The following is a 24801-nucleotide window of genomic DNA, read 5'->3' as shown; positions in this document are numbered from 1 at the left end:
ATTGAGCGTACGGGCGGCGGCGGGGGACGCGCCGACGGCACGGCGATGTCCGCATCCTGAGCCACCGGGACGGGTGACCCGGCCGGGCCGGACGGCGACAGATCAGACCGGAAGTGCGAGCGAGTCGTGCTGCGCCGCCCGGGAGAGGCCGTCAAACTGCACGCCGAGCGAGTCGAGGAGCTGGCTCCAGTCGAAGTAGGAGCGCCACGCGACGATCCGACCCCGGCGTGCCCGGACCACGTCGGCGACCTCCCAACTCACCGAACGGCCGGTCGGGGCGACCGTGCCGTACGGCGAGTGCAACGTGCCGGTGTGGGTGCCACTGAGACGCAGCTCCACGGCCGCGCCGCTGGACGTGCGCACCGTGCCCAGCGGGTCGACCAGCAGGTCCGGAAAGGCCCCCGTCCAGGTACGCAGCAGCGCCGGCAGCTCGATCGGTCGGACCGTGACACCCGGCATGGAGTAGAACGCCTCCGGGGCGTATAGGTCCGGCAGTCGGGCCACGTCCCGCCGCAGGAGCATCGCGTACTGCTGCTCGACCAGGCGCTCCGCGTCACGCATCGGGCCCTCCCCCACGGGCCACGGCATCTCCGCGCCCGCGAGGGATCCTTACCCGTCGATCCGACCCGGCACACCTGCGCGGTTCAGGTCGTGGCGGCCACCTCGCTCCGGGCCCAGACGCGCATGATGTCCCGCACCGAGATCACCCCGGCCACCTCCCCGCCGTCGAGCACCACGAGGTGCCGGAAACCACCCCGGGCCATCGCGGCGGCCGCCTCGGCGACCGTCCACTCCGGCGCCGCGTACACGACGTCCCAGGTGAGGTGGGCGCCGGTGCGTTCGGTGTCGCAGTCGAGACCCGCGCCGATGGCCTTCAACACGTCGCGTTCGGTCATGATGCCGACCCCCTCGGACTCGGGATCGATCACGACCGCCGACCCGACACCGCGGGCCGACATCATCCGGGCCGCCTGACGGAGCGTGTGCTCCGGACCGACGACGAGGACCTGGCTGGACATTGCTTCCCGTACCTGCATCACGCATCACCCCTTTGGGACCGTGGCATTCGGTACGGACATGGTCGTCCGTGGATGTTTCCAGGACAAGACCGGACATCGTCGGGATGCGGCGACGCTCGCTACTGTCGACGCGTGTCCACCGAGCCCCTGCGCTGCGCCGGCGCGTTGATCGTCGACCGCGACGGCCGCATCTTCTTCCAGCGCCGCTCACCACACCGGCGCCTGTTTCCCGACTGGTGGGACATCGTCGGCGGCCTGATCCGGCGGATCGCGGAGGAGGGCTTCGCGCTCCTGCGGTCGATCGGCCGGTGAACAGCGTCGCGCTGCCGCCGCACCGGATCGCCGGACTGCTCGCCCCGGCCGTGGACCGCACCTTCCGCGCCACCATGCTCGCCGGCCACCACGGCGGTGGGGCCGAGTTGTCCCAGCGTTACGGCGGGGCGGCGGCGAGCGGTTTCCTCGTCGACCTGCGCACCCGACTGGCCGCGCCCGGTGGCGCTGTCGACGGGGCGGGGTTCGCGGCGATCACCAGGTACCGGGATCCGATCGCCTGCCGACGAGCCGTGGACAAGCAGGTGGCCCACGCGATGATCCACCGGAGCCCGGACGGCGCCCTCTCCGCCACCGAGCGCGGTGCCGCCTTCCTCGGCGAGCTGTACCAGGTGCACGCCGAGGTCACCGAGGAACTGTGGTCCGGGCACGACGAGCGGGTGGCGCGACTGGTCGCCGTGCTCGGACGGCTGGTGGCGTACGCCCTCGTGCTGGCCGACGAGGAGGGGACCCGGAGCGGCTCCGCCTTCGCCGCGCTCGCGCCCCCGCACGAGCCGGACGGCACCCCGCCCGGTGTGCTGCTGCTCAACCGCCTCGGCGCGCTGCGCTACCACCGGGCGGACGCGCACGCCGCCGCCTGGACCGCCGCCGGGCACACCGCGTCCAGCGTCACCGCCCTGCCACCCGGCCCGGAGCGGCTCGCCATCGAGCTGGAGACCGACCGCCGGGCCGCCGGGCCGTACGCCGTGCTCGCCGCCGAGGAGCGGCTGACCATGCTGGCCGACCTCGCGGCGCTGCCCGGCTGACCGGTTGGCCGGAGTCGCCGGGCTCCCCGGGGCTATCCTCCACCGGTGACGGCAGCAGGACGAGGGAGGATGTCGCGATGATCGGAATGGTGCTCGCGGCCGGGGCGGGGCGCCGGCTGCGCCCGTACACCGACACGCTGCCGAAGGCGCTGGTGCCGGTGGACGGCGAGATCACGATCCTGGACATCGCGTTGGGCAACCTCGCCGAGGTCGGGCTCACCGACATCGTGATCGTGGTCGGCTACGCGGCGGACGCGGTCCGCGTACGGCAGGCCGAGCTGGAGAAGAAGTACGGGGTCACGCTCACCCTGGTGCACAACGACAAGGCCGAGGAGTGGAACAACGCGTACTCCCTCTGGCTGGCCCGGGAGCACTTCGCGCGCGGCGTGCTGCTGGTCAACGGCGACACCGTGCACCCAGTGAGCGTGGAGAAGACCCTGCTGGCCGAGCGCGGACCGGGCATCCTGCTCGCGGTGGACACCCTCAAGCCGCTGGCCGAGGAGGAGATGAAGACCACCTTCGACGCCGCCGGCCAGCTCACCCGGATCACCAAGATCATGGATCCGGGCGAGGCGTACGGGGAGTACATCGGCGCGACGCTGATCGAGCCGCAGGTCGCCGACGCGCTCGCCGACGCCCTCGAGGCGACCTGGCGGCGGGACCCGAACCTCTACTACGAGGACGGCTACCAGGAGTTCGCCGACCGTGGTGGCGAGGTCCGGGCCGCGCCGATCGGTGACGTCCCGTGGGTCGAGGTCGACAACCACGCCGACCTGGCCCGCGCGCGGGAGATCGCGTGCCGCTACTAGCCCGGAGCGTCCTCACCCCGCTGCACATCGACGTGCGACGCGGGGCGGTCGCCGACCTGGCCGCGATCCTGGCCGACGGGCGGATCTCCTCCGGCGGCGACGTCGCGGTGGTGCTCGGCCCGGGTCAGGGCGCCCAGATCGCCGAGCTGATCCAACCGTCGCTGCGCTCGGCGGACGTCTTCACCGTCTCCGGCGGGACCCTCGAGGCCGCCGACGACCTGGGCGGCAAGCTCCGCACCCGCTCGTACGACGCGGTCGTCGGCATCGGCGGTGGCAAGACGATAGACGTCGCCAAGTACGCCGCCACCCGCCGAGGGCTGCCGATGGTGTCGGTGGCGACCAGCCTCGCCAACGACGGGATCGGCTCCCCGGTGGCCAGCCTCATCACGGACGGGATCAAGGGCTCCTACGGGGTGCACATCCCGATCGCGGTGATCGTTGACCTGGACTTCGTGGAGAGCGGCCCGGACCGGCACAACCGGGCCGGCATCGGCGACGTGGTCAGCAACATCAGCGCGCTGGCCGACTGGGAGCTGGCCCGGCAGGTACGCGGTGAGCCGGTCGATGGACTGGCCGCCTCGCTCTCCCGGGCGGGCGCCGAAGCGGTGCTCAACCACCCCGGCGACATGAGCGACGACTCCTTCGTGACCGTCCTCGCCGAGGCGTTGATCTCCAGCGGCCTGGCGATGGCGGTCTGCGGCACCAGCCGTCCGTCCAGCGGCGGCTGCCACGAGATCATGCACGCGGTCGACTCCCTCTTCCCCGGCACCGCCTCGCACGGCGAGCTGGCCGGGCTGGGGGCGTTGTTCTGTACCTGGCTGCGCGGTGACCAACGCCGCTTCGCGGAGATGTCCGCCTGCCTCGCCCGGCACGGTCTGCCCCGGCTCCCCGCCGAGGTGGCGCTCACCGACGACCAGTTCGTGGAGGCGGTGCAGTTCGCGCCGCGTACCCGCCCGGACCGGTACACCATCCTCGAGCACCTGGCCCTGTCGCCTACCGAGACGCGGGAGCGGCTGGCAGACTACGCCGGTGCAATCCGCGACCAGCTTGGCTGACCCCCGTCCCACCGTCGCCGACTTCCACCGGGTCAACCGGGGCGGCGGCCTGTTCAGCGAGTCGATCAGCCAGTGGCTCGGCGCGGTGTTCGCGCTGGTCGCGCAACGCCTCGGGCTGCGCCCGACCGCGCTGACCCTCACCAACCTGGTGCTCGGGCTGGCCACCTCGATCTCCGTGGTCGCGCTCGCCGGTCCGGTCGCCGACGGGGACGTACCGGCCTGGGTCGTCGGCCTGATCGCCCTGGTCGGCTGGCAGGTGGCGTACTCCCTGGACTGCGCCGACGGGCAGCTCGCCCGGGTGACCGGCCGGGGCAGCGCGGCCGGGGCCCGGATCGACGTGCTCTGCGACGTGGCCGCGCAGATCGCCCTGGTGGCCGCGCTGGCCGCCACCGCCGTCGCGCAGGAGCCGTCCACCCCGACCTGGCTGGTGGCCACCTTCGCGGGCACCTGGATGGTCAACCTGGTCACCTCGGTGATGCAGGCCGGCCCGAACGCCGCCAGCATGGTCACCTCGACCTCGCTGCCCGTACGCCTCGTGAAGCTGGTCCGCGACTACGGCGCGGTCGTCTTCGTGGCCGCCCTGGTCCTCGCCGCAGCGCCCGCGCTGGCGCTCTGGGTGCTTGTCGCGTTCACCATCGTCAACGGCGGCTTCCTGCTGGCGAGCATCGCCTTCTCCGCCCGCGCCTCGCTGCGCTGACCCCACCCCCGCCGCGTTCCGCAAGATCCGCAGCCTCCCTGCGCTGACCCGCCCGCGGCTGCGTTTCACAAGATCCGCACAACTTCCCCGAAACTGCTGCCTCCTGGATGTGGGAGGCAGCAGTTTCCCTGATGTCGTGTAGATCTTGCCGCGCCCGTGCGCCCGAAACGACCGCAGTGGTGTCCTGACCCGACGCCCGCCGACAAGATCGTGCTCGAACCAGGAAACAGTGCCATCCGGCCGCCCCGAGGCCACTAGATCCTGGATCAAGCACGATCTCGCGGGGGCGCGGGGTGTCGGCGTGTGGGTTGAGGGAAGGCAACCCGTTGGCATCGGGGCGTCTCGTCTTCGCCGTCGGCAGCGCTGCCCTCACGGTCCCGCAGGCGGTTCAGAACCGCGGTCTTCCGCGCGTTGTTGGCGGAGTTGTTCGAGGATGGCGGTGTCGGCTTCGAGGTCGGGGTGGTCGACCTGCCGGTCGAGGTCGACGACCTGTTCGAGTTCCCGGATCGCCTGGTCGAGGTCACCCCCCGCCCGGTGGGCCATCGCGATGTTGTACCGGGTGACGGCTTCGCCGGCCCGGTCGCCCACCTCCCGCTGGATGGGCAGGGCCTGGTGATAGTGGTCCAGAGCCCGCTGCCGATCCCCTGAACCGGCGTACACGTGGCCGATGTTGCTGAGGGTGGTGGCTTCGCCGGCCTGGTCGCCGACCTCCCGCGTAATGGGGAGGGCCTGGTGATAGTGGTCCAGGGCCTGCTGCCGATCCCCTGAACCGGCGTACGCGTGGCCGATGTTGCTGAGGGTGGTGGCTTCGACGGCCCGGTCGCCGACCTCCCGCGTAATGGGGAGTGCCTGGTGGTAGTAGTCGAAGGCCCGCTGCCGATCCCCCAACCGGCTGTACACGTGGCCGATGTTGTTGAGGGCGGTAGCTTCGCCGGCCCGGGCGCCGACCTCCCTCAGGATGGGCAAGGCCTGGTGGTAGTGGTCGAGGGCCCGCTGCCGATCCCCCAACCGGTTGTAGACGCTGCCGATGTTGTTGAGGGCGGCGGCTTCGCCGACCCGGTCGCCGGCCTGCTGGTACAAGGTCAGGGCCTGCTGGTAGTCCTCCAGTGCCGGCCAGGGCCGACCGGTCGACGACCGGGCCCAGCCACGCTGATAGAGGGCATCGGCGTCCGGGCCGAGGGTCAGGGTCGCGGTAGCCATGGCCTCGACCGCGGCGAACCGCGACGTATCCAGCCACACCTGACACACGCGGGCACCGAGGTCCCGGGCGATCGCCGGCAGCCGACCAGCGACAGCAAGCCGATGCACCTCCACGTGTCGGGCGACGGTGGTCGCCGCAGCGGGGGCGACGGGGCGCGGTCGCGGCGTTCCCCGACCCGCCATGCCCGACCCACCTCGCTCCTCCTGCTGCTACCGGTTGCCGACGCGGCGGTTGCCGAGGGTCGGACCGCGACACCACCGGCATGCGGCGGTGGCATCGGCCGTCATTGTTCTTCCCACGATGGCCGGGATGCGCTAAGCGCGTCGGAAACCCGTCACCTGAGGCGGACTCATCGAGCGGTCCCGGGAAGCGGATGAAACGTACAGTAGCCGCCAAGGTCCGCCCGTCGATCACTTAGCCGAGGCCGGACGTGGGCGGTCCTGGGCCGGCTTGACCGGGCGTACCGGGGGAGGGCGCGGGCGATGGGAAACGCCACGGTGCAGGTGTCCGGGGCGCAAGCCGCGAGCTGGGCGGCGGAGCTGCGGGCCGCGCTGGTCGGGGCCGTGGGGCCGAACGACAGCGTCGCCCCTTCCGATGGCCACTGACCCGAGGGACCTCGCCCGATGGGTCGAGGTGCATCGGCTTGCTGTCGTCGGGCGGCAGCCGGCGATCGCCGGGGATGTCGGTGCCCGGGTGTGTCAGGTGTGGCTGGATACGTCGCGGTTCGCGGCGGTCGAGGCCATGGCCACCGCGACCCTGACCCTCGGCCCGGACGCCGACGCCCTCTATCGGCGTGGCTGGGCGCGGGCGTCAACCGGTCGGCCCTGGCCGGCACTGGAGGACTACCAGCAGGCCCTGACCTTGTACCAGCAGGCCGGCAACCGGGCCGGCGAAGCCGCCGCCCTCAACAACATCGGCAGCGTGTACGACAAGCTGGGGGATCGGCGGCTGGCTCTCGACCACTACCACCAAGCCCTCCCCATCCTGAGGGAGGTCGGCAACCGGGCCGGCGAGGCCGCCACCCTCAACAACATCGGCCACGTGTACAACCGGTTGGGGGATCGGCGGCAGGCTCTCGACCACTACCACCAAGCCCTCCCCATTGGTAGGGAGGTCGGCGACCGGGCCGGCGAAGCCGCCACCCTCAACAACATCGGCCTCGCGTACCACGGTTTAGGGGATCGGCAGCAGGCCCTCGACCACTACCAGCAAGCCCTCCCCATCCAGCGGAACGTCGGCAACCGGGCCGGTGAAGCCGCCACCCTCAACAACATCGGCAGCGTCCACAACAGTTTGGGGGATCGGCAGCAGGCCCTCGACCACTACCACCAGGCTTTCGGCATTGCGCGGGAAGTCGGCGACCGGGCCGGCGAAGCCACCATCCTCAACAACATCGGCCACGTGTACGACGGTTTAGGGGATCGGCAGCAGGCCCTCGACCACTACCAGCAGGCCCTCCCCATCCAGCGGAACGTCGGCAACCGGGCCGGCGAAGCCGTCACCCTCAACAACATCGGCAGCGTTCACAACCGGTTGGGGGATCGGCAACAGGCCCTCGACCACTACCACCAAGCCCTCTTTATCCAGCGGGAGGTCGGCGACCGGGCCGGCGAAGCCGTCACTCGGTACAACATCGCGATGGCCCACGGGGCGGGGGGTGACCTCGACCAGGCGATCCGGGAACTCGAACACGTCGTCGACCTGGACCGGCAGGTCGACCGCCCCGACCTCGAAGCCGACACCGCCCTCCTCGAACAACTCCGCCAACAACGCTCCCTGCCCAACACCTGAGCGGTGATCAACCTTTCGGCAGGTTCGGGGTCAACGGCGGCGGGCCACGTCGGCGTAGATGTCCAGGTGGCGCTTGATGACCACGTCGGGGTGAAACGTCTGCTCGTACCGCAGCCGGGCCGGTGCGGCGAGCGCGGCGGCGCCAGCCCGCGCGACCGGGAGCGCTGCGGCCAACGCGGCCGGGTCCGGCGGGACCACCCAGCCGGCGGTGCCGGTGACCAGGCCGGCCGGCACCGCAGGCGGACCTGCCGGCGGCGGGGAATGGCCGGCGACGGCGGAGGCGATCTCGGCGGGCCCGGTGCCGGCGGGCTCGTGCGGGGCGTCGGCCCCGACCAGGTACGGAATGCCGCCCAGCGCCGTCCCCAGCACCGGCCGGCCGCTCGCCAACGCCTCGATGATCACGGTGGGCAGCACGTCGTGCCACATCGCGGCGGCGATCACCACCGCGCTCGCCTCGACTGCGGCCTGCACGCCGGCCCGGTCGAGCTGACCGAGGTAGACCACGTCGGGTCGTTCGGCGGCGGCTGCCTCCACGAGCGGGCGCAGCTCGCCGTCACCGGCCACCCGCAGCGTGCCCAGCGAACCCACCGGATGCCGCCGCCAAGCGTCCAGCAGCAGGTCGACGCCCTTCTCGGGGGAGAGCCGGGCCAGGTAGAGGAACCCGTCACCCAGCGGCGACGGTCGGCCCGGGTCGGGGATCGCGTTCGGCTTCACGACGATCCGGTCGTCCGGGATGCCGTAGTCGCGGAGGTGGTCGGCGATGGCCGTGGTGAGCGCGATGTACCGGTCCACGGAGCGCCAGGTGCCCCGGTGCACGGCCAGGGTGGTCGCCATCAGCGCGCTCTGCGCCGCCGAGTCGCGGTAGCACCGGTGCCTGATCGCCGGCACGCCCAGCGCCCGGCCCTTGCAGTCCTGGCAGATCACCCCGTCGCGGAAGTAGATCCCCGAGGAGCAGACCTGCCGGTAGTTGTGCACCGTCTGCACCACCGGCACGCCGTGCCGGTGCGCGGTCCGCACCACCCAGGGCGAGATCAGAGGGTACGGGTTGTGCAGGTGCAGGACGTCCGGTCGGTGCTCGGTGAGCAGCCGGCTCAGGTCCTGCTGTGCGCGGGGCGCCCAGATCGGTGAGATCGGCAGCAGCGCCTTGGCGGCCTTCGACATCGAGGGGATCTCGTCCGAGCTGCGGATGAAGGGCAGCACCTCGACACCGGCGGCGGTGAGCTGGGCGATCTCCGCGTCGACGATGGTGTTCTCGCCGGAGGGCTGAGCTTCCCGGTACCGGTTGTGCGCCACCACGATTCTCACGGGAAAGAAGGCTACCGTTGGCTGGTGCCCGAACTACCGGAGGTTGAAGCGCTCGCGGGTTACCTGCGGCAGCGCGCGGTGGGGCGGCGTGTCGACCGGCTGGAGATCGCCGCGATCAGCGCCCTGAAGACGTACGATCCGGCACCCACCGCCGTCGCCGGCAAGGCGGTGGTCGACGCCCGTCGGCACGGCAAGTTCCTCGACGTGGTGATCGAGGGTGACCTGCATCTCGTGGTTCATCTGGCCCGGGCAGGCTGGCTGCACTACCGGGAGGCGTTCCCGGCCACCACCCCGTTGCGCCCCGGCAAGGGCCCGATCGCCGTGCGGGTCCGGCTCGACGACGGCTCCGGCTTCGACCTCACCGAGGCCGGTACGCAGAAGAAGCTGGCCGCCTACCTGGTCACCGACCCGGCGGCGGTACCCGGGGTGGCCAAGCTGGGGCCGGACGCGCTCGCCGCCGACCTGCCCACCTTCGCCGAGCGGCTGCGCAGCCGACGCGGGCAGGTCAAGGGGGTGCTGACCGACCAGTCGGTGCTGTCCGGGGTGGGCAACGCGTACTCCGACGAGATCCTGCACGCCGCGAAGCTGTCTCCGTTCGCGATCACCGATCGGCTCACGGACGCCCAGCTCGCCACCCTGCACGCGGCGACACGGCAGGTGCTCGGGGACGCCGTCGAGCGGTCCCTCGGTCAGCGTGCCGCCGAACTCAAGGGCGAGAAGCGATCCGGGTTGAAGGTGCACGCCCGTACCGGCCTGCCCTGCCCGGTCTGTGGCGACACCGTCCGGGAAGTCTCGTTCGCCGACTCGAGCCTGCAGTACTGCGCCACCTGTCAGACCGGCGGCAAGCCGCTGGCTGACCGACGGTTGTCCCGTCTCGTACGGTGAGTAATCCCACGAGGCGACTACAGAGCGGAATCGACCCGAGTGAGCCGAACCTCCGGTCCACCGTTCTCGCCACAGGCGTATCCATCGGTATAGTGGCCCGGTCCCCGGCTTCTGAAATGGTGCGGAGCCGGCCAGATCCCGCCGACACCATCGGTCGCCAATCTCCTGCGGGGCGGCGACCGGCCGGAGCCCGCGTGGGAGACTGGGACGGTGGGCGACCCGGGCCCTCACGGCGAGTGAGCGGCACGTGTCATGCGGGAGGACATGGGTGAGGTGACGGCAAGCCTCCAGCGCCCGGTATCCAACGAAGGCCGGAGCAGACTCGTGCGGCACGTCGACAGCTTCGAGATCCAGCCGCCGACGCCGCCGTCACACAACGGCGTCCCTCGGTCGGCGTGGGCCAGGGCGCGACGACGTGTCTCCCGTTGGCACCGCCCCTACACCGCGATCCTGCTGCTGCTCGACTTCGGCGCGGCGGCGTTCGCCAGTTGGATCGCGATCCAACTCTTCGACCAGGCCGCCTCGGGTTTCTCGGGCACCAACCAGGACCCGACCTGGTTCCACACCATCTCCTACCTCCTGCTGCCGCTGGGCTGGGTGGTCATCCTCTGGAGCAACCGGGCGTACGACCGGCGCTATCTGGGGCTCGGCCCGGACGAGTTCAAGCGGGTCATCAGGGCCGCGGTCACGGTGGCGGCCAGCGTCTCCTTCCTCGCCTTCGCCACCAAGACCGCGCTGTCGCGGTGGACGGTGGGCACGGCGCTGCTCGGGGCGCTGCTGCTGATCCTGTGGGGCCGTTTCGTGGCCCGCTGGGCGCTGCACTACATCCGTCGGCGGGCCGGTCAGGCCGCGCACCGGATGGTGCTGGTCGGCACCCTGCCGGAGTGCCTGGAGGTCTACGCGGCGGTCACCCGTAGCCCGGCCGCCGGCCTGATGCCGGTCGCCATCCACATCACCGACGGCTACGCGGCGGCCCGCGGGGTGCCGACACCGGTGCCGGTGCACTCGGGCCGGGACGTCCTGGCCCTGGTCCGCGAGGTCGGCGGGGACACCATCGCCGTGTGCGGGTCGGCCAGCGCCGAGCCGGGCGAGCTGCGCCGACTGGCCTGGCAGCTCGAAGGCTCCGGGGTCGATCTCGTGGTCGCCCCGCAGTTGACCGACATCGCCGGCCCGCGTGTGCACATCCGGCCGATCGAGGGTCTGCCGCTGCTGCACGTCGAGGAGCCGACGCTCTCCGGGCCGGCGCTGCTGGCCAAGAACCTGATGGACCGGGTCGCCGCCGGCCTGGGCCTGCTGCTGCTGATCCCGCTCTTCATCTCGATCGCGGTGGCGATCCGAATCTCCGACCGCGGGCCGGTCTTCTTCCGCCAGCCCCGGGTGGGGCACGAGGGACGCACGTTCCGGGTGTGGAAGTTCCGGACGATGTACGTCGACGCCGAGGACCGGCTGGCCAGCCTCACCGACCAGAACGAGACCGACGGCATGCTGTTCAAGATGAAGCAGGACCCCCGGGTCTTCCCGGTGGGTCGCTTCCTGCGGGCCTCGTCGCTGGACGAGCTGCCGCAGTTGATCAACGTGCTCTGGGGTGAGATGTCGCTGGTCGGACCGCGCCCGCTGCCCGCCGACGACGGCGACTTCCTGGGCGACGTGCGACGCCGGCTGCTGGTGCGCCCCGGCATGACCGGGCTGTGGCAGGTCTCCGGCCGCTCCGACCTGTCGTGGGACGAGGCCGTCCGGCTCGACCTCTACTACGTCGACAACTGGTCGCTGGCGTACGACCTCAGCATCCTGTGGCGGACGGTCGGTGTGGTGCTCGCCCGCAAGGGCGCCTACTAGCGCGGGCGGCGGCGAGCCGTCAGGATCGCTGCGTGGGTGGCAACCTCTCCGCCGTCGTCGGCGTCGTCTCGCTGGTCACCGCGCTGACCGCGGCTCTGCTGGCGGTGCTGCGACTGCGCGCCCGGCGCGGCATCGCCACCGCCACCCAGCGGGCCACCTACGAGGTGCTGCACACCGCCGGGCTGGCCGCCGAACCGCTCCGGGCGGGGCTGAGCGCGGCCGGCGCGGCGAAGGCCGTACGCCATCTGCGGGCCCTGGTGGGCGCGGTCGGGCTGGCGCTCACGGACGCCGACAAGGTGCTCGCCCTCGACGGACGCGGCACGCACCACGGCGAGCAGCTGCTGGCGGCGGCCCAGCGGTCGATCAGCTCCGGGCGGTCGACGGTGCTCGGGGAGTCCGACCTGCGCTGCGACCGGGTGGACTGCCCGATCCGGGGTGCGGTGGTCGCGCCCCTGCACGGCGCCGACGCCCGGGTGGTCGGGGCGCTGGTGGCGATCGCCGACAACGCGCCGGCGCCGGGGCTGGTGCAGGCGACCCTGGAGACCGCGCACTGGGCCGGCAACCAGCTCGCCCTGGCCGAGCTGGACTCGTCCCGGGAGCGGCTGGCGCGGGCCGAGATCCGGGCGCTGCGGGCGCAGATCAGCCCACACTTCATCTACAACGCGTTGACCGCGATCGGCTCGTTCGTCCGCACCGACCCGGAGCGCGCCCGGGAGTTGATCCTGGAGTTCGCGGAGTTCACCAGGTACTCGTTCCGGGCGCACGGGGAGTTCACCACCCTCGCCGAGGAGCTGCGGTCGATCGACCGGTACCTGACGATCGAGCGGGCCCGCTTCGGCGACCGGTTGCAGGTGCGGTTGCAGATCGCGCCGGAGGTGCTGCCGGTGACGCTGCCGTTCCTGTGCCTCCAGCCGCTGGTGGAGAACGCCGTCCGGCACGGGTTGTCCCGCAAGCCGGGCACGGGCATGGTGAGCATCGAGGCCCGGGACGCGGGCGCCGAATGCCACATCACGGTGGAGGACGACGGGGTGGGTATGGATCCGACCGCGCTGACCGCCGGCATCGCCGAGCTGGCCCGCAGCACCGGCGACCCGGGTGACGACACGGGCCAGCACGTCGGCCTCTCGAACGTCGACGAGCGGCTGCGCTCGGTCTTCGGTGATCGTTTCGGGCTGGTCGTCGAGACCGGGCTGGGCTCGGGCACGCGGGTGAGCGTGCGGGTGCCGAAGTTCCACCCGGGCGTAAGGGCCGGCTCGTGACCACCGGGTTCCTGCGGGTGTTGGCGGTGGACGACGAGCCGCCGGCACTCGACGAGTTGGCGTACCACCTGCGGGCCGATCCCCGGGTGGCCCGCCTGCACACGGCCGGGGACGCCACGGAGGCGCTGCGGCTGCTGCGCGACGGCGACGTGGACGTGGTCTTCCTGGACATCCGGATGCCCGGCCTGGACGGCATGGAGCTGGCCCGGGTGCTGCGGCGGTTCGCCCGGCCACCGGCGATCGTCTTCGTCACCGCGTACGACGACGGCGCGGTGGACGCCTTCGACCTGGGCGCCACGGACTATGTCCGCAAACCGGTACGCGCCGAACGGCTGGCCGAGTCGCTGCGGCGGGTGATCGGTTCGCGGGTGGTGCCGTCACACCCGGCGGCGCTGGCCCGCGCCGAGGAGGATCCGACCATCCCGATCGAGCTGGCCGGGACGACCCGGATGCTGCCGCGCTCGGCGGTGCGGTGGGTGGAGGCGCAGGGCGATTACGCGCGGCTGCACACCGCCGAGGGGTCGCACCTGGTACGGGTTTCGCTCGCCACGCTTGCCGAGCGTTGGGCGGACGCGGGTTTCGTGCGGGTGCACCGGTCGTACCTGGTGCAGTTGAAGTTGATCGCGGAACTGCGTCTGGTGAACTCCGGCTACGTGGTGGTGGTCGACTCCACCGAGCTGCCGGTGAGCCGGCGGCACACCCGCGAGCTGAAGGACAAGCTGGTCAGGGCGGCGAAGCAGGATTGGAGTCGCTGAACCGGGAATGCGCCCGACCATCCCGTACGTTGTACGCTAGGCCGTACGACAACCCGGGAGGCCGCCGTGCACGAAACTCCGTTCAACGCCGAGACCGAGTTCGACAGCCAGCTCGACCGCCTGCTGGAGTTGGGTTACCCGACCCTGGCCGGGATGACCGAGAGCGCCTTCCGCGACCTGGTCGCGCCCCTGCGGGCGCGAGCGGTCGACGGTGCCGCCGGCCTGCCCGCGCCCACCGACGCCCGGGTGCCGTTCCTGCTGGTCGTCACGCGCGACCTGATCGGCGTGGAGCCCCGACTCGAACTCACCACCCTGGCCGGCAAGCGCAAGCCCGGGTTCCTCGACCGGCACTACGCCGAGGACGACCTGCCGCGCTTCGACCCCATCAAGGAGCTGGAGGCACCCGCCGGGCCGGCGTACCTCCTCTTCGACGTCGACCGTGGTGAGGAGTTCCGCAACCTCGCCCCGGCGGCGGCCATGGAGGGTATGACCGCCCAGGATCGGCTTCCGCTCACCATCGACGAGGGGCTCGCCTTCATCACGCTGTACCCCGAGGCGCTGGCCAGCAACAGGTGCTTCTCGCTGGTCGGATCACGGTGCGGCGACAGGCGGGTGCCGGCGCTGTGGATCAGCCAGGGCGCGCCGAAGCTCGGCTGGTGCTGGTACGGCAACCCGCACACCTGGCTCGGCTCCGCCTCGGCCCGCCCCGAGCGCGTCGGCCTGGACTGAACCCGGCAACCACCGAGCAGAGGCCAGGTCAGAAGATGTCGGCGAGCGCAAGCGTGAGCGGGAACGGCTGCTCACTGCGGTAGACCTCGCCCGCTGGCATGACGACCTGCTCCCGGTAACCGCCGGGCGCGTTCACGAGCACCGTCACGGTCTGCTTGCGGGGCTCCACCAGCCAGTAGCGGGGAATGCCGGCCGCCGCGTACTCGTGCCGGTTGAGCACCAGGTCGCGGCCGGCGTTGCTCGGCGAGATCACCTCGACGACGAGGAGCACGTCGACCGGGTCGAGCGCGGCGCCACCCCGATCCATCGCGCTCTCGCGCGCGACGAACAGATCCGGAACGAAGTACGACGAGCGCTTCGCACTGACGCCGATGTCCTGCCCGACAAGCAGACCAGCCGGTGCCTGCCGGTCGAGGATTCGGCGGAGGCGGTTGGCGACCGCGCCGTGGAAGACGTCCGCATGGGGGGACACGAGCAGGCTCCCGTCGAAGATCTCGTAGACCTGGTTGTCCTCGGGGAGGGCCTGGAGGTCGTCCACCGTCCAGGCGTCACCTCGGCCGGGCCGGGCAGGGTTGGTCACCGTCACACCTCCTCTCTACCGGTCCACCCTGACAGCTCGGTTGGTCGTCCACAACGAGCCTCGGACGTTCGGGGAGGCCGGCGGCCATTGCCGCCGAGTTATCCACAGGGCTGACCGGTTCTCCACAGGTTGTTCACAACGCCACCCACTGATCTCCACGGTGGCTCCCTACAGTCAGACCCCATGAAGGAACGCCGCGTCCTGGTCGTCGAGGACGAACGCACCATCGCCGAGTCGGTCGCCGCCCGACTCCGCGCCGAGGGTTTCGCGGTGGAGATCGCCACGGACGGCCCCAGCGCGGTTGAGCGGTTCCGGACCGGGCAGCCGGACCTTGTCGTCCTCGACGTGATGCTGCCCGGGTTCGACGGTCTGGAGGTGTGCCGGCGTATCCAGGCCGTCCGGCCGGTTCCGGTGCTGATGCTCACCGCCCGCGACGACGAGACCGATCTGCTGGTCGGGCTCGCCGTCGGCGCGGACGACTACCTCACCAAGCCGTTCTCGATGCGCGAGCTGGCTGCCCGCGTCCACGTGCTGCTGCGCCGGATGGAACGGGCCGCGACCCCCGCGCCACCCGCCATCCGCCTCGGCGACATCGAGATCAACGAAGCCGAACGGCGGGTTCGCCGGGCCGGCGCGGACGTGCACCTCACGCCGACCGAGTTCGACCTCCTGCTGCACCTCGCCGGCCGACCCCGGACGGTGCTTCCCCGGGAACGACTGCTCGCCGACGTCTGGGGCTGGGCCGACGGCACCGGCACCCGCACGGTGGACAGCCACGTGAAGGCCTTGCGCCGCAAACTCGGCGCCGACCTGATCCGGACCGTCCACGGCGTCGGATACGCCCTGGAGGTTCCCGCGTGACCGGCCGGCAGGTGGACTGGCTGAACCGGGTGCTTCCCCGCCCCCTCGACCCGGTCCGCTCGATCAAGATGAAGCTCGGTGTCCTGCTGGTCGCCTCCTGGGCGGTGGCCATCGGCTACTTCTGGTACGGCATCGGCTGGCTCCCACCGGGCACGGCGATCACCGCCATCTGCATCGCGCTGGTCACCTCGCAGGTGCTCGCCCACGGGATGACCTCGCCGCTGCGCGAGATGACGGCCGCCGCCGGGGTGATGGCCCGCGGCGACTACACCCGTCGGGTACGCGCCACCTCCCGGGACGAGGTGGGCGAGCTGGCCCAGGCGTTCAACAAGATGGCCGAGGACCTGCACGCGGCGGACCAGCGGCGGCGTGAGCTGATCGCCAACGTCTCCCACGAGCTGCGGACGCCGATCACCGCGTTGCAGGGCGTACTGGAGAACATGGTGGACGGGGTGGCCGAGCCGGAGCCGGCGGCACTGCGCGCGGCGTTGTCCCAGACCGAGCGGCTCGGTCATCTCGTCGCCGACCTGCTCGACCTGTCCCGTCTCGACGCCGGGGTGGTGCCACTGCGCCGGGTCACCATCGACGTGGGGGACTTCCTCGACGAGGCGGTGGAGCACGCCACCGCCAGCGCGGCCGGCGCGGGGCTGGACGTGGACTTCCGGCTGCACGAGTTGGCGACGCCGTTGACCGTGCACGCCGACCCGTGGCGGTTGCACCAGGTCTTCACCAACCTGCTCGACAACGCGGCGCGACACAGTCCGCCGGGCGGCACCGTGCGGGTGAGCGCCGAGGAACACGCCGGCCAGCTCCACTTCGAGGTCAGCGACGAGGGACCGGGCATCCCGACGGCCGAGCGGTCGCGGGTGTTCGAACGATTCACCCGCGGCGACCGCGCCGCCGGGGGTGGAACCGGCCTCGGCCTCGCCATCGCCCGCTGGGTCGTCGAACTCCACGGCGGCCGGATCGCGGTCCTCGACCCGGTCAGCGCCGCCAAGGGCGCCCGTCCGGGCTGCCGCATCCAGGTCACCATCCCGAACAACGGCCCAGACCGAGGAGAGGTCGCATGACCACCCCTGGCAGCACTCCGCCGCCGACCAGCGGCCCGGCGACGCGAGTCGCCGAAGCACCGGCGCGGCCGACCGCCAACCCGTCGGCACCGCCGACCGGAGGCCCAGCGGCACCGCCGACCGGTCGCCCAGCGGCACCGCCGACCGGCCCCGCCGGACGGCCGCTTCCGGCCTGGCCCCAGCCGATGGCGGCTGTACCCCGGCCACCGTCGCTGATCGAGCGGCGCTGGCCAGGGCCATCGGGTGCCGCGCGCCCGCTCGTCCTGGCGGCCCTCACGGCGGCTGCCGTCCTCGGCGCGTCGACGATCACGATGGTTCGTCCCGGACTCGGCTGGCTGGTGGCCGTGCTGGCCGGCACCGCCGCGCTGGCCGTCGCCGCCGTCGTTCGGGGGAAGCCGTCGACCACTCCACCCGCGTCGGCGACACCGACGCCACCGACCACCTCACCCAGTCCGACGAGTCCGGCGACCCAGCCCAGCGCAACCGGCCAGCCCAGCCCGGCTACCCCGGCCGCCCCGACGGCCCAGGTCACCTCGACCACGCCGGCCACGGCGGCCGGTCCGGCCGGTCCGGCCGCTCCGACCACGCCGGCAGCCCAGGCCACGCCGGCAGCCCAGGCCACGCCGGCGGACCGGGCCACGCCGGCGGACCGGGCCACGCCGACGGACGGGGTAACCCCGGCGGCCATCGCCCGTCCCGATGCCACGGGGGCATCGGGGCGGGCGGCGCAGGTCGTCTGGGCCGCCGCGACCGTCGCGTTGGTGGGCGTGGGTACCCTCCGGGCAGCCGGCTGGCTCTTCGCGCTCTGCCTGCTCGCCGCCGTGGTGACCGGGACGCTCGCGGTGACCGGCGGGCGGAGCCCGCTCGGGATGCTGCTGGCCGCGACCCTGCCGCCGGCCGCGACGGTACGGGCGCTCCCCTGGGCGGTACGCGGGCTGCGCGACACCCGACCGGCCGGCTCGGGGATCGCCGTCGGACGGGTCCTGACCAGCGTGGCGATCTCCGCCGGTCTGCTGATGCTGTTCGGCCTGCTCTTCTCCTCCGCCGACGCGGTCTTCGCCGACCTGGTCAGCGGCTTGTTGCCCGACATCTCGGTTCCCGGCACCATCGGGTGGACGTTCCGTCTGCTGCTGATCGGTGGCGGTCTGCTGGGTGCCGCGTACCTGGTCAGTCGACCGCCCAACCTCGACGGCCTGCGGCCTGGGCCGGCGCGGCCGGCGCACCGGCTCGAGTGGACGCTTCCGCTGGTGCTGCTCGACGCCCTGTTCGCGGCGTTCGTACTGGTCCAGTTGACGGTGCTGTTCGGTGGCTCGGGGCACGTGCTGCGCACGGCAGGGCTCACCTACGCGCAGTACGCGCGCGGCGGCTTCTGGCAACTGCTCGCCGTCACCGGGCTCACCCTGCTGGTGATCGCCGTCGCGGCCCGTCGGGCACCGAAGGCCACACGGACCGACCGGCTGCTCGTCCGCGCGCTGCTCGGGGCGCTGACCGCGCTCAGCCTGGTGATCGTCGCCTCGGCGCTCTACCGGATGCAGGTCTACGCCGACGCGTACGGCGCCACCCGCCTGCGGCTCGTCGTGGCAACCGTCGAACTGTGGCTCGGGCTGCTGTTCGTGCTGGTCGGCGTAGCCGTGGTACGGCTGCGGGCCACCTGGCTGCCCCGACTGGTGATCGGCACGGCGGTACTGGCGCTGCTCGGGCTGGCCCTGGTCAACCCCGATCGGCTGATCGCCGACCGGAACGTCGACAGGTACCTGCAGACCGGCCGGTTGGACGTCGACTACGTGTCCGGCCTCTCGGCGGACGCCGTACCCGCCCTGGCCCGGCTGCCCGAGCCGATGCGGATCTGCGCTCTGTCCCGGCTCGCCGTCGAACTGCCACGGGACGGTGTCTGGGCGACGAACCTCGGACGGGAGCGCGCCCGCCCCGAGCTGGACCGGATCCCGGTGATCGGCCCGGCCTCGCACTGCCTCGTCCCGCGTGGCTGGTGAGCGTCGACGCTTGACAATCCGGCGAGGCGGGCAAGACTGCCGGGGTGGCCAAGCAACTCCCTGACGTGGGGTCGGGCGGTGCGGTTCCGCCGCCCCGCCGGGCCCGGATCGTGTTGGCCGACATCACCCGGCGCGACACGCGCTCCGAGCGGACCCGCGCCGAGCTGGCCCAGCAGACCCAGGTCGGCGAGGCGCTGGTCCGTGGCCTGGTCCGGGCCCAGCTCGCGCTGGCGTTGCGGTTGTCGCTGGTGGTCGTCATTGGGCTGGGCGGGTTGCCCTGGCTGTTCGCCATCGCGCCGTCGCTCGGCCGGACCACCGTGGCCGGCGTCAACCTGCCCTGGCTGCTGCTCGGGGTGGCGTCGTTCCCGTTCCTGATCGCGGTGGGCTGGGCGTACGTGCGGCTGGCCGAGCGCAACGAGCAGGACTTCACCGACCTGGTGCAGCGGCCGGAGCACTGAGGTGGGCAACGACTACGTGGTTCCGGCCATCGTCGCGGTCACCCTGGTCACCGTCGGCATCGGCTTCTACGGGCTGCGGCTGGCCCGGACCACGTCAGATTTCCTGGTCGCCTCGCGGGCGATCAGTCCGACCTGGAACGCTGCCGCCATCGGTGGGGAGTACCTGTCGGCCGCGAGCTTCCTCGGCATCGCCGGCCTGGTCCTCAAGTACGGCGTGGACGTGCTCTGGTACCCGGTCGGCTTCGCCGCCGGCTACCTGGCTCTCCTGCTGTTCGTGGCCGCGCCGCTGCGCCGCTCCGGCGCGTTCACGCTGCCCGACTTCTGTGAACTACGGCTCGGGTCACGCCGCCTGCGCATCCTCGCCACCGCCTTCGTGATCTTCATCGGCTGGCTCTACCTGGTGCCGCAGTTACAGGGTGCCGGGCTCACGCTGGCCACGGTGGCCGGCTCCCCGTACCCGGTGGGTGCCCTTCTGGTCGCGGCCGTGGTCACCGCGAACGTGGCGCTCGGCGGGATGCGGGCCATCACCTTCGTCCAGGCGTTCCAGTACTGGCTCAAGTTGACCGCTCTCGCCGTACCCGTGATCTTCTTGGCGCTGCAGTGGCAGGCCGATGCCCGCCCGGCGGTGACACCGCCGGACGGGCCGACGTTCCGGGCCGCGACCACCGTCGTGGTCGAGCACCGCGCGACCCTCACCCTGGCCGACGGTGAGATTCGGGAGGTACGCCCCGGCGACGAGCTGTCGTTCGCCGCCGGTGACCCGGTGCCGGAGGTGTCCGGGGTGGCCACCGACGCGGCGGACTGGTTGCTGCCCAGCGCCGCCGGCGCCGACGACCGGGGCCTGTTCGGCACGTACTCGCTGATCCTGGCCACCTTCCTGGGCACGATGGGTCTCCCGCACGTGCTGGTCCGCTTCTACACCAACCCCGACGGCGCGGCGGCACGCCGCACGACGCTCGTGGTGCTGGCCCTGGTCGGCGTCTTCTACCTGCTACCCACCCTGTACGGGGTGCTGGGCCGGATCTACACCCCGCAACTGCTCGTCAGCGGGCAGACAGACGCGGTGGTGGTCCTGCTGCCCGGCGCGGTCCTCGGTGACGGGCTCACCGGGCGGCTGCTCGCCGCGCTGGTCTCGGCGGGAGCGTTCGCCGCCTTCCTGTCCACCTCGTCGGGCCTGCTGACCAGCGTCGCCGGGGTGATCTCGACGGACGTGCTCGGCCGCGGCTCGGTACGCGGCTTCCGCTGGGCGACCGTCATCGCCGGGGGCGTACCGGCGGTGCTGGCCCTGCACGTCTCCGGCCTGGACGTCTCACAGGTGGTCGGGTTGGCCTTCGCCGTCGCCGCGTCGAGCTTCTGCCCGCTGCTGGTGCTGGGCATCTGGTGGCGCGGTCTGACCGACCTGGGCGCGGCCGCCGGGGTGCTGGCCGGCGGCGGGGCGGCGATCGGCGCGGTGCTGGTGACCGTCCTCGGCCCGCCGCTGTCCGGCTGGCCCGCCACCCTCACCGCGCAGCCGGCCGCCTGGACGGTGCCGCTGGCCTTCACCGTGATGGTCGCGGTGTCGATGGCGACCCGCCGCCGAGCACCGGCCGACGTAGCGGCCACCATGCTCCGCCTGCACACCCCCGAAGCCCTGCGCCTGTAGCCCCCCGCCCCCCGCCCCCTCCGCCCCCCGCCCCGCGCCCCGCGATCTTGTAGTTTCTGTGGCGACAAAGACGACATCTCACGCTTATGGACAACCGAAACTGCAAGATCGGCGCCGCGAGGGCGTTGATCTACTCGGGATCACTGAAATAGGGGTGTCCGGGCGGAGGGGATACCGCAGCATCACGAAACACGAGTGGATCAAGCCGGGCGGCTACGCCTCCGGAATGATCGTGCGTCCGCCTGTCGCCGGACGGCGGATCTGGCGGTCGGCGGATAACGTCGGGCCATGACTGGTGAACATCCCGCGCTCGTGCTGCGTGGTCTGGCTAAACGGTTCGACGGCACGGTCGCGGTCGCCGGTGTCGACCTGGACGTACCGGCCGGGTCCTTCTACGGGCTGCTCGGCCCGAACGGGGCCGGCAAGACCACCACCCTGTCGATGGCGGTCGGCCTGCTACGGCCGGACGCCGGCTCGGCGTGGGTGCTCGGCCAGGACGTGTGGCGCGACCCGGTCACGGCCAAGCAGTTGCTCGGCGTGATGCCCGACGGTGTCCGGCTGTTCGACCGGCTCAGCGGCGCGGAACTGCTGGCGTACCACGGGCTGCTGCGGGGGATGGACCCGGCGGTGGTCGACCAGCGGGCCGCGGAGCTGCTGGACGTCCTGGCGCTCGGCGACGCCGGCCGGACGCTGGTGGTGGACTACTCGGCGGGCATGAAGAAGAAGATCGGCCTGGCCTGCGCGTTGCTGCACGCGCCCCGGGTGCTGGTGCTGGACGAGCCGTTCGAGGCGGTCGACCCGGTGTCGGCGGCGCTGATCCGCGACATTCTCACCCGGTACGCGGCCGGCGGCGGCACGGTGGTCTTCTCCAGTCACGTGATGGAGGTCGTCGAGCGGCTGTGCTCGCACGTGGCGATCCTGGCCCAGGGCACCATCAAGCGGGTCGGCACGATCGCGGACGTCCGGGGCGACCGGTCGCTGGAACAGGTCTTCGTCGAGGTGGTCGGCGGGCGCACCGCGACCGGTGACGAGTTGTCATGGCTGTCTCGGTGAACCCGGCCACCGCGGCCACGGCGCCCGCCGCTCCGGCGCGACGGGTCTCCGCGCGGCACTTCGTACGGCTCAAGCTCCGGGTGATGGGCAACAACTTCCGGGGCCAGGGCTGGCGGATCGCGATGTTCGTCGGCGGGGCGCTGGTCGGCCTCTGGCTCGCGGCCAGCGGCTTCTTCCTGTTCGCCGCGCCGGGCATGACGGGCAACGGCCGGTACGCGGTGCTGGTCGCGGCGGCCGGCGGGGCCTTGCTGGTGCTCGGTTGGCTGCTGCTGCCGCTGGTCTTCTTCGGGGTGGACGAGACACTGGACCCGGCCCGGTTCGCGCTGCTGCCGCTGCCGCGCCGCACCCTTGTCGTCGGCCTGTTCGCCGCCGCGCTGGTCAGCGTGCCGGTGCTGGCGGCGTCGATCGCCTCGCTGGGGCTGGTACTGACCGCCTGGGCGCTGGGCGGCTGGTCCGCCGGTGTCGTGGCCGTGCTCGGCGTACTCGCCGGGTTGTTGCTCTGTGTGGCCGCGAGCCGCGCGGTGACCAGCGCCTTCGCCAGCATGCTGCGGTCCCGTCGGGTACGCGACCTGGCCGCCGTGCTGTTGGCGGTGACCGCCGCGCTACTCGGCCCGTTGCAGGTGTTCGGCCTGGCGGCGCTGCGCCAGACGGACTGGACCCGACTGACCGGAGCCGCGTCGGTGCTCGGGTGGACGCCGCTCGGGGCGCCGTGGACCGCCGGCATCGACGTGGCGCAGGGACGGGTGTGGGCCGCCCCGCTCAAGCTGCTGATCACGCTGGCGGCGATCGGCGCGCTGCTGGCCTGGTGGTCGCGGTCGCTGGAGTCGGCGATGGTGGGCTCGGCGACCGCCGGCCGGGCACCGGCGCGACGCGGCGTCGACGGCGGCGCGGTCGCCCAACTCTTCCCCCGGGCCGCCACCTGGGCGCGGCGGGACCGGTTCGGCGCGCTCGTCGCCCGGGAGGCCCGCTACTGGTGGCGGGACGCCCGCCGCCGAGCCAACCTGATCACCATCGCGGTGGTCGGCATCTTCGTGCCCGTCCTGATCAACGTCATGGGCGGCGACTTCGCGGCCGAGAACGCGGGGTTCACGGCGGCCGCCAGCGACAGCTCACCGGTCGTGGTCACCATCTCGCTTCTCTTCGTCGGCGTACTCGCCTCGGTCACCCTGGCCAACCAGTTCGGCTTCGACGGCAGCGCGTACGCCGCGAACGTCGTGGCTGGCGTGCCGGGTCGCGTCGAGCTACGCGCGCGGATGACCGCCTTCTCGCTGTACGTCCTGCCGATGCTGGCGATCATCGCAGTGGTGCTGTCGGCGCTGCTCAGCCGACCGGAGTGGATCGGGCTGATGGTGGGCAGTCTGCTCGCCACCTACGGTGCGGGATTGGCGGTGAACAGTTTCGTCTCGGTGCTCGGGGCGTACTCGCTGCCGGAGACGAGCAACCCGTTCGGGATGAACAGCGGTGCGGGCATGGCGAAGGGGCTGCTCACCCTGCTGGCCATGGTCACCTCGGCGGCCGTCGCGGTGCCGATGGTGGTGGCCGCCGCGCTGCTCGGCGAGGCCTGGCTGTGGCTGGCCCTCCCGGTCGGCGCGGCGTACGGGCTGGGTGCGGCCCTGCTCGGCGCTTACCTGGCCGGTGACGTGCTGGACCGACGTCAGCCGGAACTGCTCGCCACCGTCACGCCACGCCGCTAGGCGGCCGGGCCGCGAGACGCGTGGGCAGCGAGGAATCCGGTCCAGGCCGACGGGCTGAACGTGAGCACCGGCCCGGACCGATCCTTGCTGTCCCGCACCAGCACGACACCCGGCAGATTATCCGCCACCTCGACGCACGCGCCGCCTGTGTCGCCGGACCTGGTCGACGTTCGCCAACGCGGATGAGCAAGGGTCATGGAGTCACCTTCAGCTTCCGGATCAGGTCCAGCGAGGCGCTGGTGGGCAGCGCTTCGCCGAGCAGGCTATCCCATTTCCGACCTATCAGACGCACGACGTCCGGATCGTCGATGACGTGTCCTCGGGCGACGTCTTCCACATAGGTCACCCGTTCGCCATCCGCGAGTTCGGCGAGCAGGAAGCCACCGGTCAACCCGACATGGGCCCCGATGTCGAGCGAGACGATGTGCAATCTGACGCTCGGCATGGTGGCGAGTTCCATCAGTCGGCCAAGCTGCGCATCAAGTACCGCCGGCCCGCCTACCGGACGTCGCAGCGCGGCCTCGTCCAGGACGAACACACACTGGGGCGGCTCGGCGCGATGCCAGAGCCGCTGCCGGTCGAGCCGAACCGCGACCAACTCATCCACCACATCCGCAGGGTTCAGGCCCCCGGCGGAGATCACCGCTCGGGCATAGTCCTCGGTTTGCAGCAGACCAGGAATCAAGCAGGGCTCGAATTCGCAGAGGCGAATCGCGTGCTCCTCATGATGACGCCAGGGGACGAACCATGTCGGCAACCGCTGACGATCGGCAGCCGACAGGAGTTCGGCGAGGAGGCCGCCGGTGGCCAGGGCTTCGTCGGCGGCCACCGCGAATTCCATCGTCGGTCGGCGACGGCCGGTCTCGATGGCGGCCACCGTGGACGGACTCCACCTGATCAGGGTCGCCAGCGCCTCCTGGGACACGTCGGCACCGGCGCGGGCGGCCTTCAACGCCCGTACCCACATCTCGATGTTCATCCTTACCTCTCCGGTAAGTACGTGACTGCGCAGCGTAGTAAGCCCTGGAATCCTCC

General features: G+C 71.9%; 26 protein-coding genes. 19 read left to right on the top strand and 7 right to left on the bottom strand.

The features are described from left to right. Positions 1-102 precede the first annotated feature (102 nt). Positions 103-561, bottom strand: a complete 459-nt coding sequence (locus AB0J36_RS17285) for an ester cyclase (RefSeq protein WP_357171790.1) — start codon at positions 559-561, stop codon at positions 103-105. 83 nt (positions 562-644) lie between these two features. Next, positions 645-1037, bottom strand: a complete 393-nt coding sequence (locus tag AB0J36_RS17280; RefSeq protein WP_355048683.1) for a CBS domain-containing protein — start codon at positions 1035-1037, stop codon at positions 645-647. A gap of 114 nt (positions 1038-1151) precedes the next feature. On the opposite strand from AB0J36_RS17280, the gene AB0J36_RS17275 reads away from it, so the two are divergent. The 5 genes from AB0J36_RS17275 to AB0J36_RS17255 all read left to right on the top strand — a co-directional run bounded on the left by AB0J36_RS17275 (position 1152) and on the right by AB0J36_RS17255 (position 4656). Continuing rightward, positions 1152-1331, top strand: a complete 180-nt coding sequence (locus AB0J36_RS17275; RefSeq protein WP_363660854.1) for an NUDIX domain-containing protein — start codon at positions 1152-1154, stop codon at positions 1329-1331. Beyond that, positions 1328-2095, top strand: a complete 768-nt coding sequence (locus tag AB0J36_RS17270; RefSeq protein ID WP_357131574.1) for a hypothetical protein — start codon at positions 1328-1330, stop codon at positions 2093-2095. Before AB0J36_RS17275 ends, AB0J36_RS17270 begins: the two co-directional genes overlap by 4 nt. A 77-nt stretch (positions 2096-2172) precedes the next feature. Continuing rightward, the gene (locus tag AB0J36_RS17265) at positions 2173-2904 is read left to right on the top strand and encodes a phosphocholine cytidylyltransferase family protein (protein ID WP_357171787.1); all 732 of its coding nucleotides are present in this window, start codon (positions 2173-2175) and stop codon (positions 2902-2904) included. Beyond that, the gene (locus AB0J36_RS17260) at positions 2892-3959 is read left to right on the top strand and encodes an iron-containing alcohol dehydrogenase family protein (protein WP_357131568.1); all 1068 of its coding nucleotides are present in this window, start codon (positions 2892-2894) and stop codon (positions 3957-3959) included. The genes AB0J36_RS17265 and AB0J36_RS17260 overlap by 13 nt, the downstream gene beginning before the upstream one ends. Further along, positions 3934-4656 (top strand): CDP-alcohol phosphatidyltransferase family protein, encoded by a 723-nt coding sequence (locus AB0J36_RS17255; RefSeq protein ID WP_363660853.1) that lies wholly within the window; start codon positions 3934-3936, stop codon positions 4654-4656. The genes AB0J36_RS17260 and AB0J36_RS17255 overlap by 26 nt, the downstream gene beginning before the upstream one ends. A gap of 369 nt (positions 4657-5025) precedes the next feature. Here AB0J36_RS17255 and AB0J36_RS17250 read toward each other — a convergent pair whose 3' ends face one another. Continuing rightward, the gene (locus tag AB0J36_RS17250; protein WP_357131562.1) at positions 5026-6039 is read right to left on the bottom strand and encodes a tetratricopeptide repeat protein; all 1014 of its coding nucleotides are present in this window, start codon (positions 6037-6039) and stop codon (positions 5026-5028) included. Positions 6040-6339: 300 nt separating this feature from the next. Between AB0J36_RS17250 and AB0J36_RS17245 the strand changes: the two genes are divergently transcribed. Together AB0J36_RS17245 and AB0J36_RS17240 are read left to right on the top strand one after the other, a co-directional pair. Continuing rightward, positions 6340-6462, top strand: coding sequence for a hypothetical protein (locus AB0J36_RS17245; protein WP_357131559.1), 123 nt, complete (start codon positions 6340-6342; stop codon positions 6460-6462). Next, entirely contained in the window at positions 6452-7648 is a 1197-nt protein-coding gene (locus AB0J36_RS17240) for a tetratricopeptide repeat protein (protein WP_357131556.1), read from the top strand. Before AB0J36_RS17245 ends, AB0J36_RS17240 begins: the two co-directional genes overlap by 11 nt. A gap of 30 nt (positions 7649-7678) precedes the next feature. Here AB0J36_RS17240 and AB0J36_RS17235 read toward each other — a convergent pair whose 3' ends face one another. Continuing rightward, a complete protein-coding gene (locus tag AB0J36_RS17235; protein ID WP_357131553.1) occupies positions 7679-8953 on the bottom strand; it encodes a glycosyltransferase in 1275 nt (424 codons plus the stop codon). Positions 8954-8977: 24 nt separating this feature from the next. Between AB0J36_RS17235 and AB0J36_RS17230 the strand changes: the two genes are divergently transcribed. The 5 genes from AB0J36_RS17230 to AB0J36_RS17210 all read left to right on the top strand — a co-directional run bounded on the left by AB0J36_RS17230 (position 8978) and on the right by AB0J36_RS17210 (position 14417). Beyond that, positions 8978-9838 carry a DNA-formamidopyrimidine glycosylase family protein gene (locus AB0J36_RS17230; protein WP_357131550.1) on the top strand — a complete coding sequence of 287 codons (861 nt, stop codon included), beginning with the start codon at positions 8978-8980 and terminating at the stop codon, positions 9836-9838. 264 nt (positions 9839-10102) lie between these two features. After that, positions 10103-11674: a sugar transferase gene (locus AB0J36_RS17225; RefSeq protein ID WP_357131827.1), complete on the top strand. Its 1572-nt coding sequence runs from the start codon at positions 10103-10105 to the stop codon at positions 11672-11674. 32 nt (positions 11675-11706) lie between these two features. Beyond that, positions 11707-12933, top strand: coding sequence for a histidine kinase (locus tag AB0J36_RS17220; RefSeq protein WP_363660852.1), 1227 nt, complete (start codon positions 11707-11709; stop codon positions 12931-12933). Beyond that, entirely contained in the window at positions 12930-13688 is a 759-nt protein-coding gene (locus tag AB0J36_RS17215; RefSeq protein ID WP_053651534.1) for a LytTR family DNA-binding domain-containing protein, read from the top strand. Before AB0J36_RS17220 ends, AB0J36_RS17215 begins: the two co-directional genes overlap by 4 nt. Positions 13689-13754: 66 nt before the next feature. Then, entirely contained in the window at positions 13755-14417 is a 663-nt protein-coding gene (locus tag AB0J36_RS17210; protein ID WP_363660851.1) for a DUF5701 family protein, read from the top strand. Between the two features lie 28 nt (positions 14418-14445). Here the strand turns inward: AB0J36_RS17210 and AB0J36_RS17205 are convergent, their stop codons facing one another. Then, a complete protein-coding gene (locus tag AB0J36_RS17205; RefSeq protein ID WP_357131539.1) occupies positions 14446-14997 on the bottom strand; it encodes a Uma2 family endonuclease in 552 nt (183 codons plus the stop codon). A gap of 183 nt (positions 14998-15180) precedes the next feature. Between AB0J36_RS17205 and AB0J36_RS17200 the strand changes: the two genes are divergently transcribed. The 7 genes from AB0J36_RS17200 (at position 15181) to AB0J36_RS17170 (ending at position 23766) form a co-directional block, all read left to right on the top strand. Next, positions 15181-15858 (top strand): response regulator transcription factor, encoded by a 678-nt coding sequence (locus AB0J36_RS17200; RefSeq protein WP_355048673.1) that lies wholly within the window; start codon positions 15181-15183, stop codon positions 15856-15858. Between the two features lie 68 nt (positions 15859-15926). Next, positions 15927-16928 carry a HAMP domain-containing sensor histidine kinase gene (locus AB0J36_RS17195; protein ID WP_357131824.1) on the top strand — a complete coding sequence of 334 codons (1002 nt, stop codon included), beginning with the start codon at positions 15927-15929 and terminating at the stop codon, positions 16926-16928. A gap of 185 nt (positions 16929-17113) precedes the next feature. Further along, the gene (locus AB0J36_RS17190; protein ID WP_363660850.1) at positions 17114-18919 is read left to right on the top strand and encodes a DUF4173 domain-containing protein; all 1806 of its coding nucleotides are present in this window, start codon (positions 17114-17116) and stop codon (positions 18917-18919) included. A gap of 44 nt (positions 18920-18963) precedes the next feature. Beyond that, positions 18964-19377 carry a hypothetical protein gene (locus AB0J36_RS17185; protein WP_355048671.1) on the top strand — a complete coding sequence of 138 codons (414 nt, stop codon included), beginning with the start codon at positions 18964-18966 and terminating at the stop codon, positions 19375-19377. 1 nt (position 19378) lies between these two features. Further along, a complete protein-coding gene (locus AB0J36_RS17180) occupies positions 19379-21019 on the top strand; it encodes a cation acetate symporter (RefSeq protein ID WP_357131532.1) in 1641 nt (546 codons plus the stop codon). A gap of 288 nt (positions 21020-21307) precedes the next feature. Then, positions 21308-22072: an ABC transporter ATP-binding protein gene (locus tag AB0J36_RS17175; protein WP_355048664.1), complete on the top strand. Its 765-nt coding sequence runs from the start codon at positions 21308-21310 to the stop codon at positions 22070-22072. Further along, positions 22057-23766, top strand: a complete 1710-nt coding sequence (locus tag AB0J36_RS17170; protein ID WP_363660849.1) for an ABC transporter permease — start codon at positions 22057-22059, stop codon at positions 23764-23766. Before AB0J36_RS17175 ends, AB0J36_RS17170 begins: the two co-directional genes overlap by 16 nt. Here the strand turns inward: AB0J36_RS17170 and AB0J36_RS17165 are convergent. Next, on the bottom strand, positions 23763-23963 hold the full coding sequence (locus AB0J36_RS17165; RefSeq protein WP_363660848.1) for a DUF397 domain-containing protein: 201 nt from the start codon (positions 23961-23963) through the stop codon (positions 23763-23765). The genes AB0J36_RS17170 and AB0J36_RS17165 overlap by 4 nt on opposite strands. Continuing rightward, complete coding sequence (locus AB0J36_RS17160; protein ID WP_363660847.1) at positions 23960-24745, bottom strand: helix-turn-helix transcriptional regulator; 786 nt, start codon at positions 24743-24745, stop codon at positions 23960-23962. The genes AB0J36_RS17165 and AB0J36_RS17160 overlap by 4 nt, the downstream gene beginning before the upstream one ends. Positions 24746-24801 lie beyond the last annotated feature (56 nt).

This window comes from Micromonospora sp. NPDC049662 (genome assembly GCF_040675055.1).
Lineage (GTDB): Bacteria > Actinomycetota > Actinomycetes > Mycobacteriales > Micromonosporaceae > Micromonospora.
This window is presented reverse-complemented; position numbering and strand designations above follow the sequence as displayed.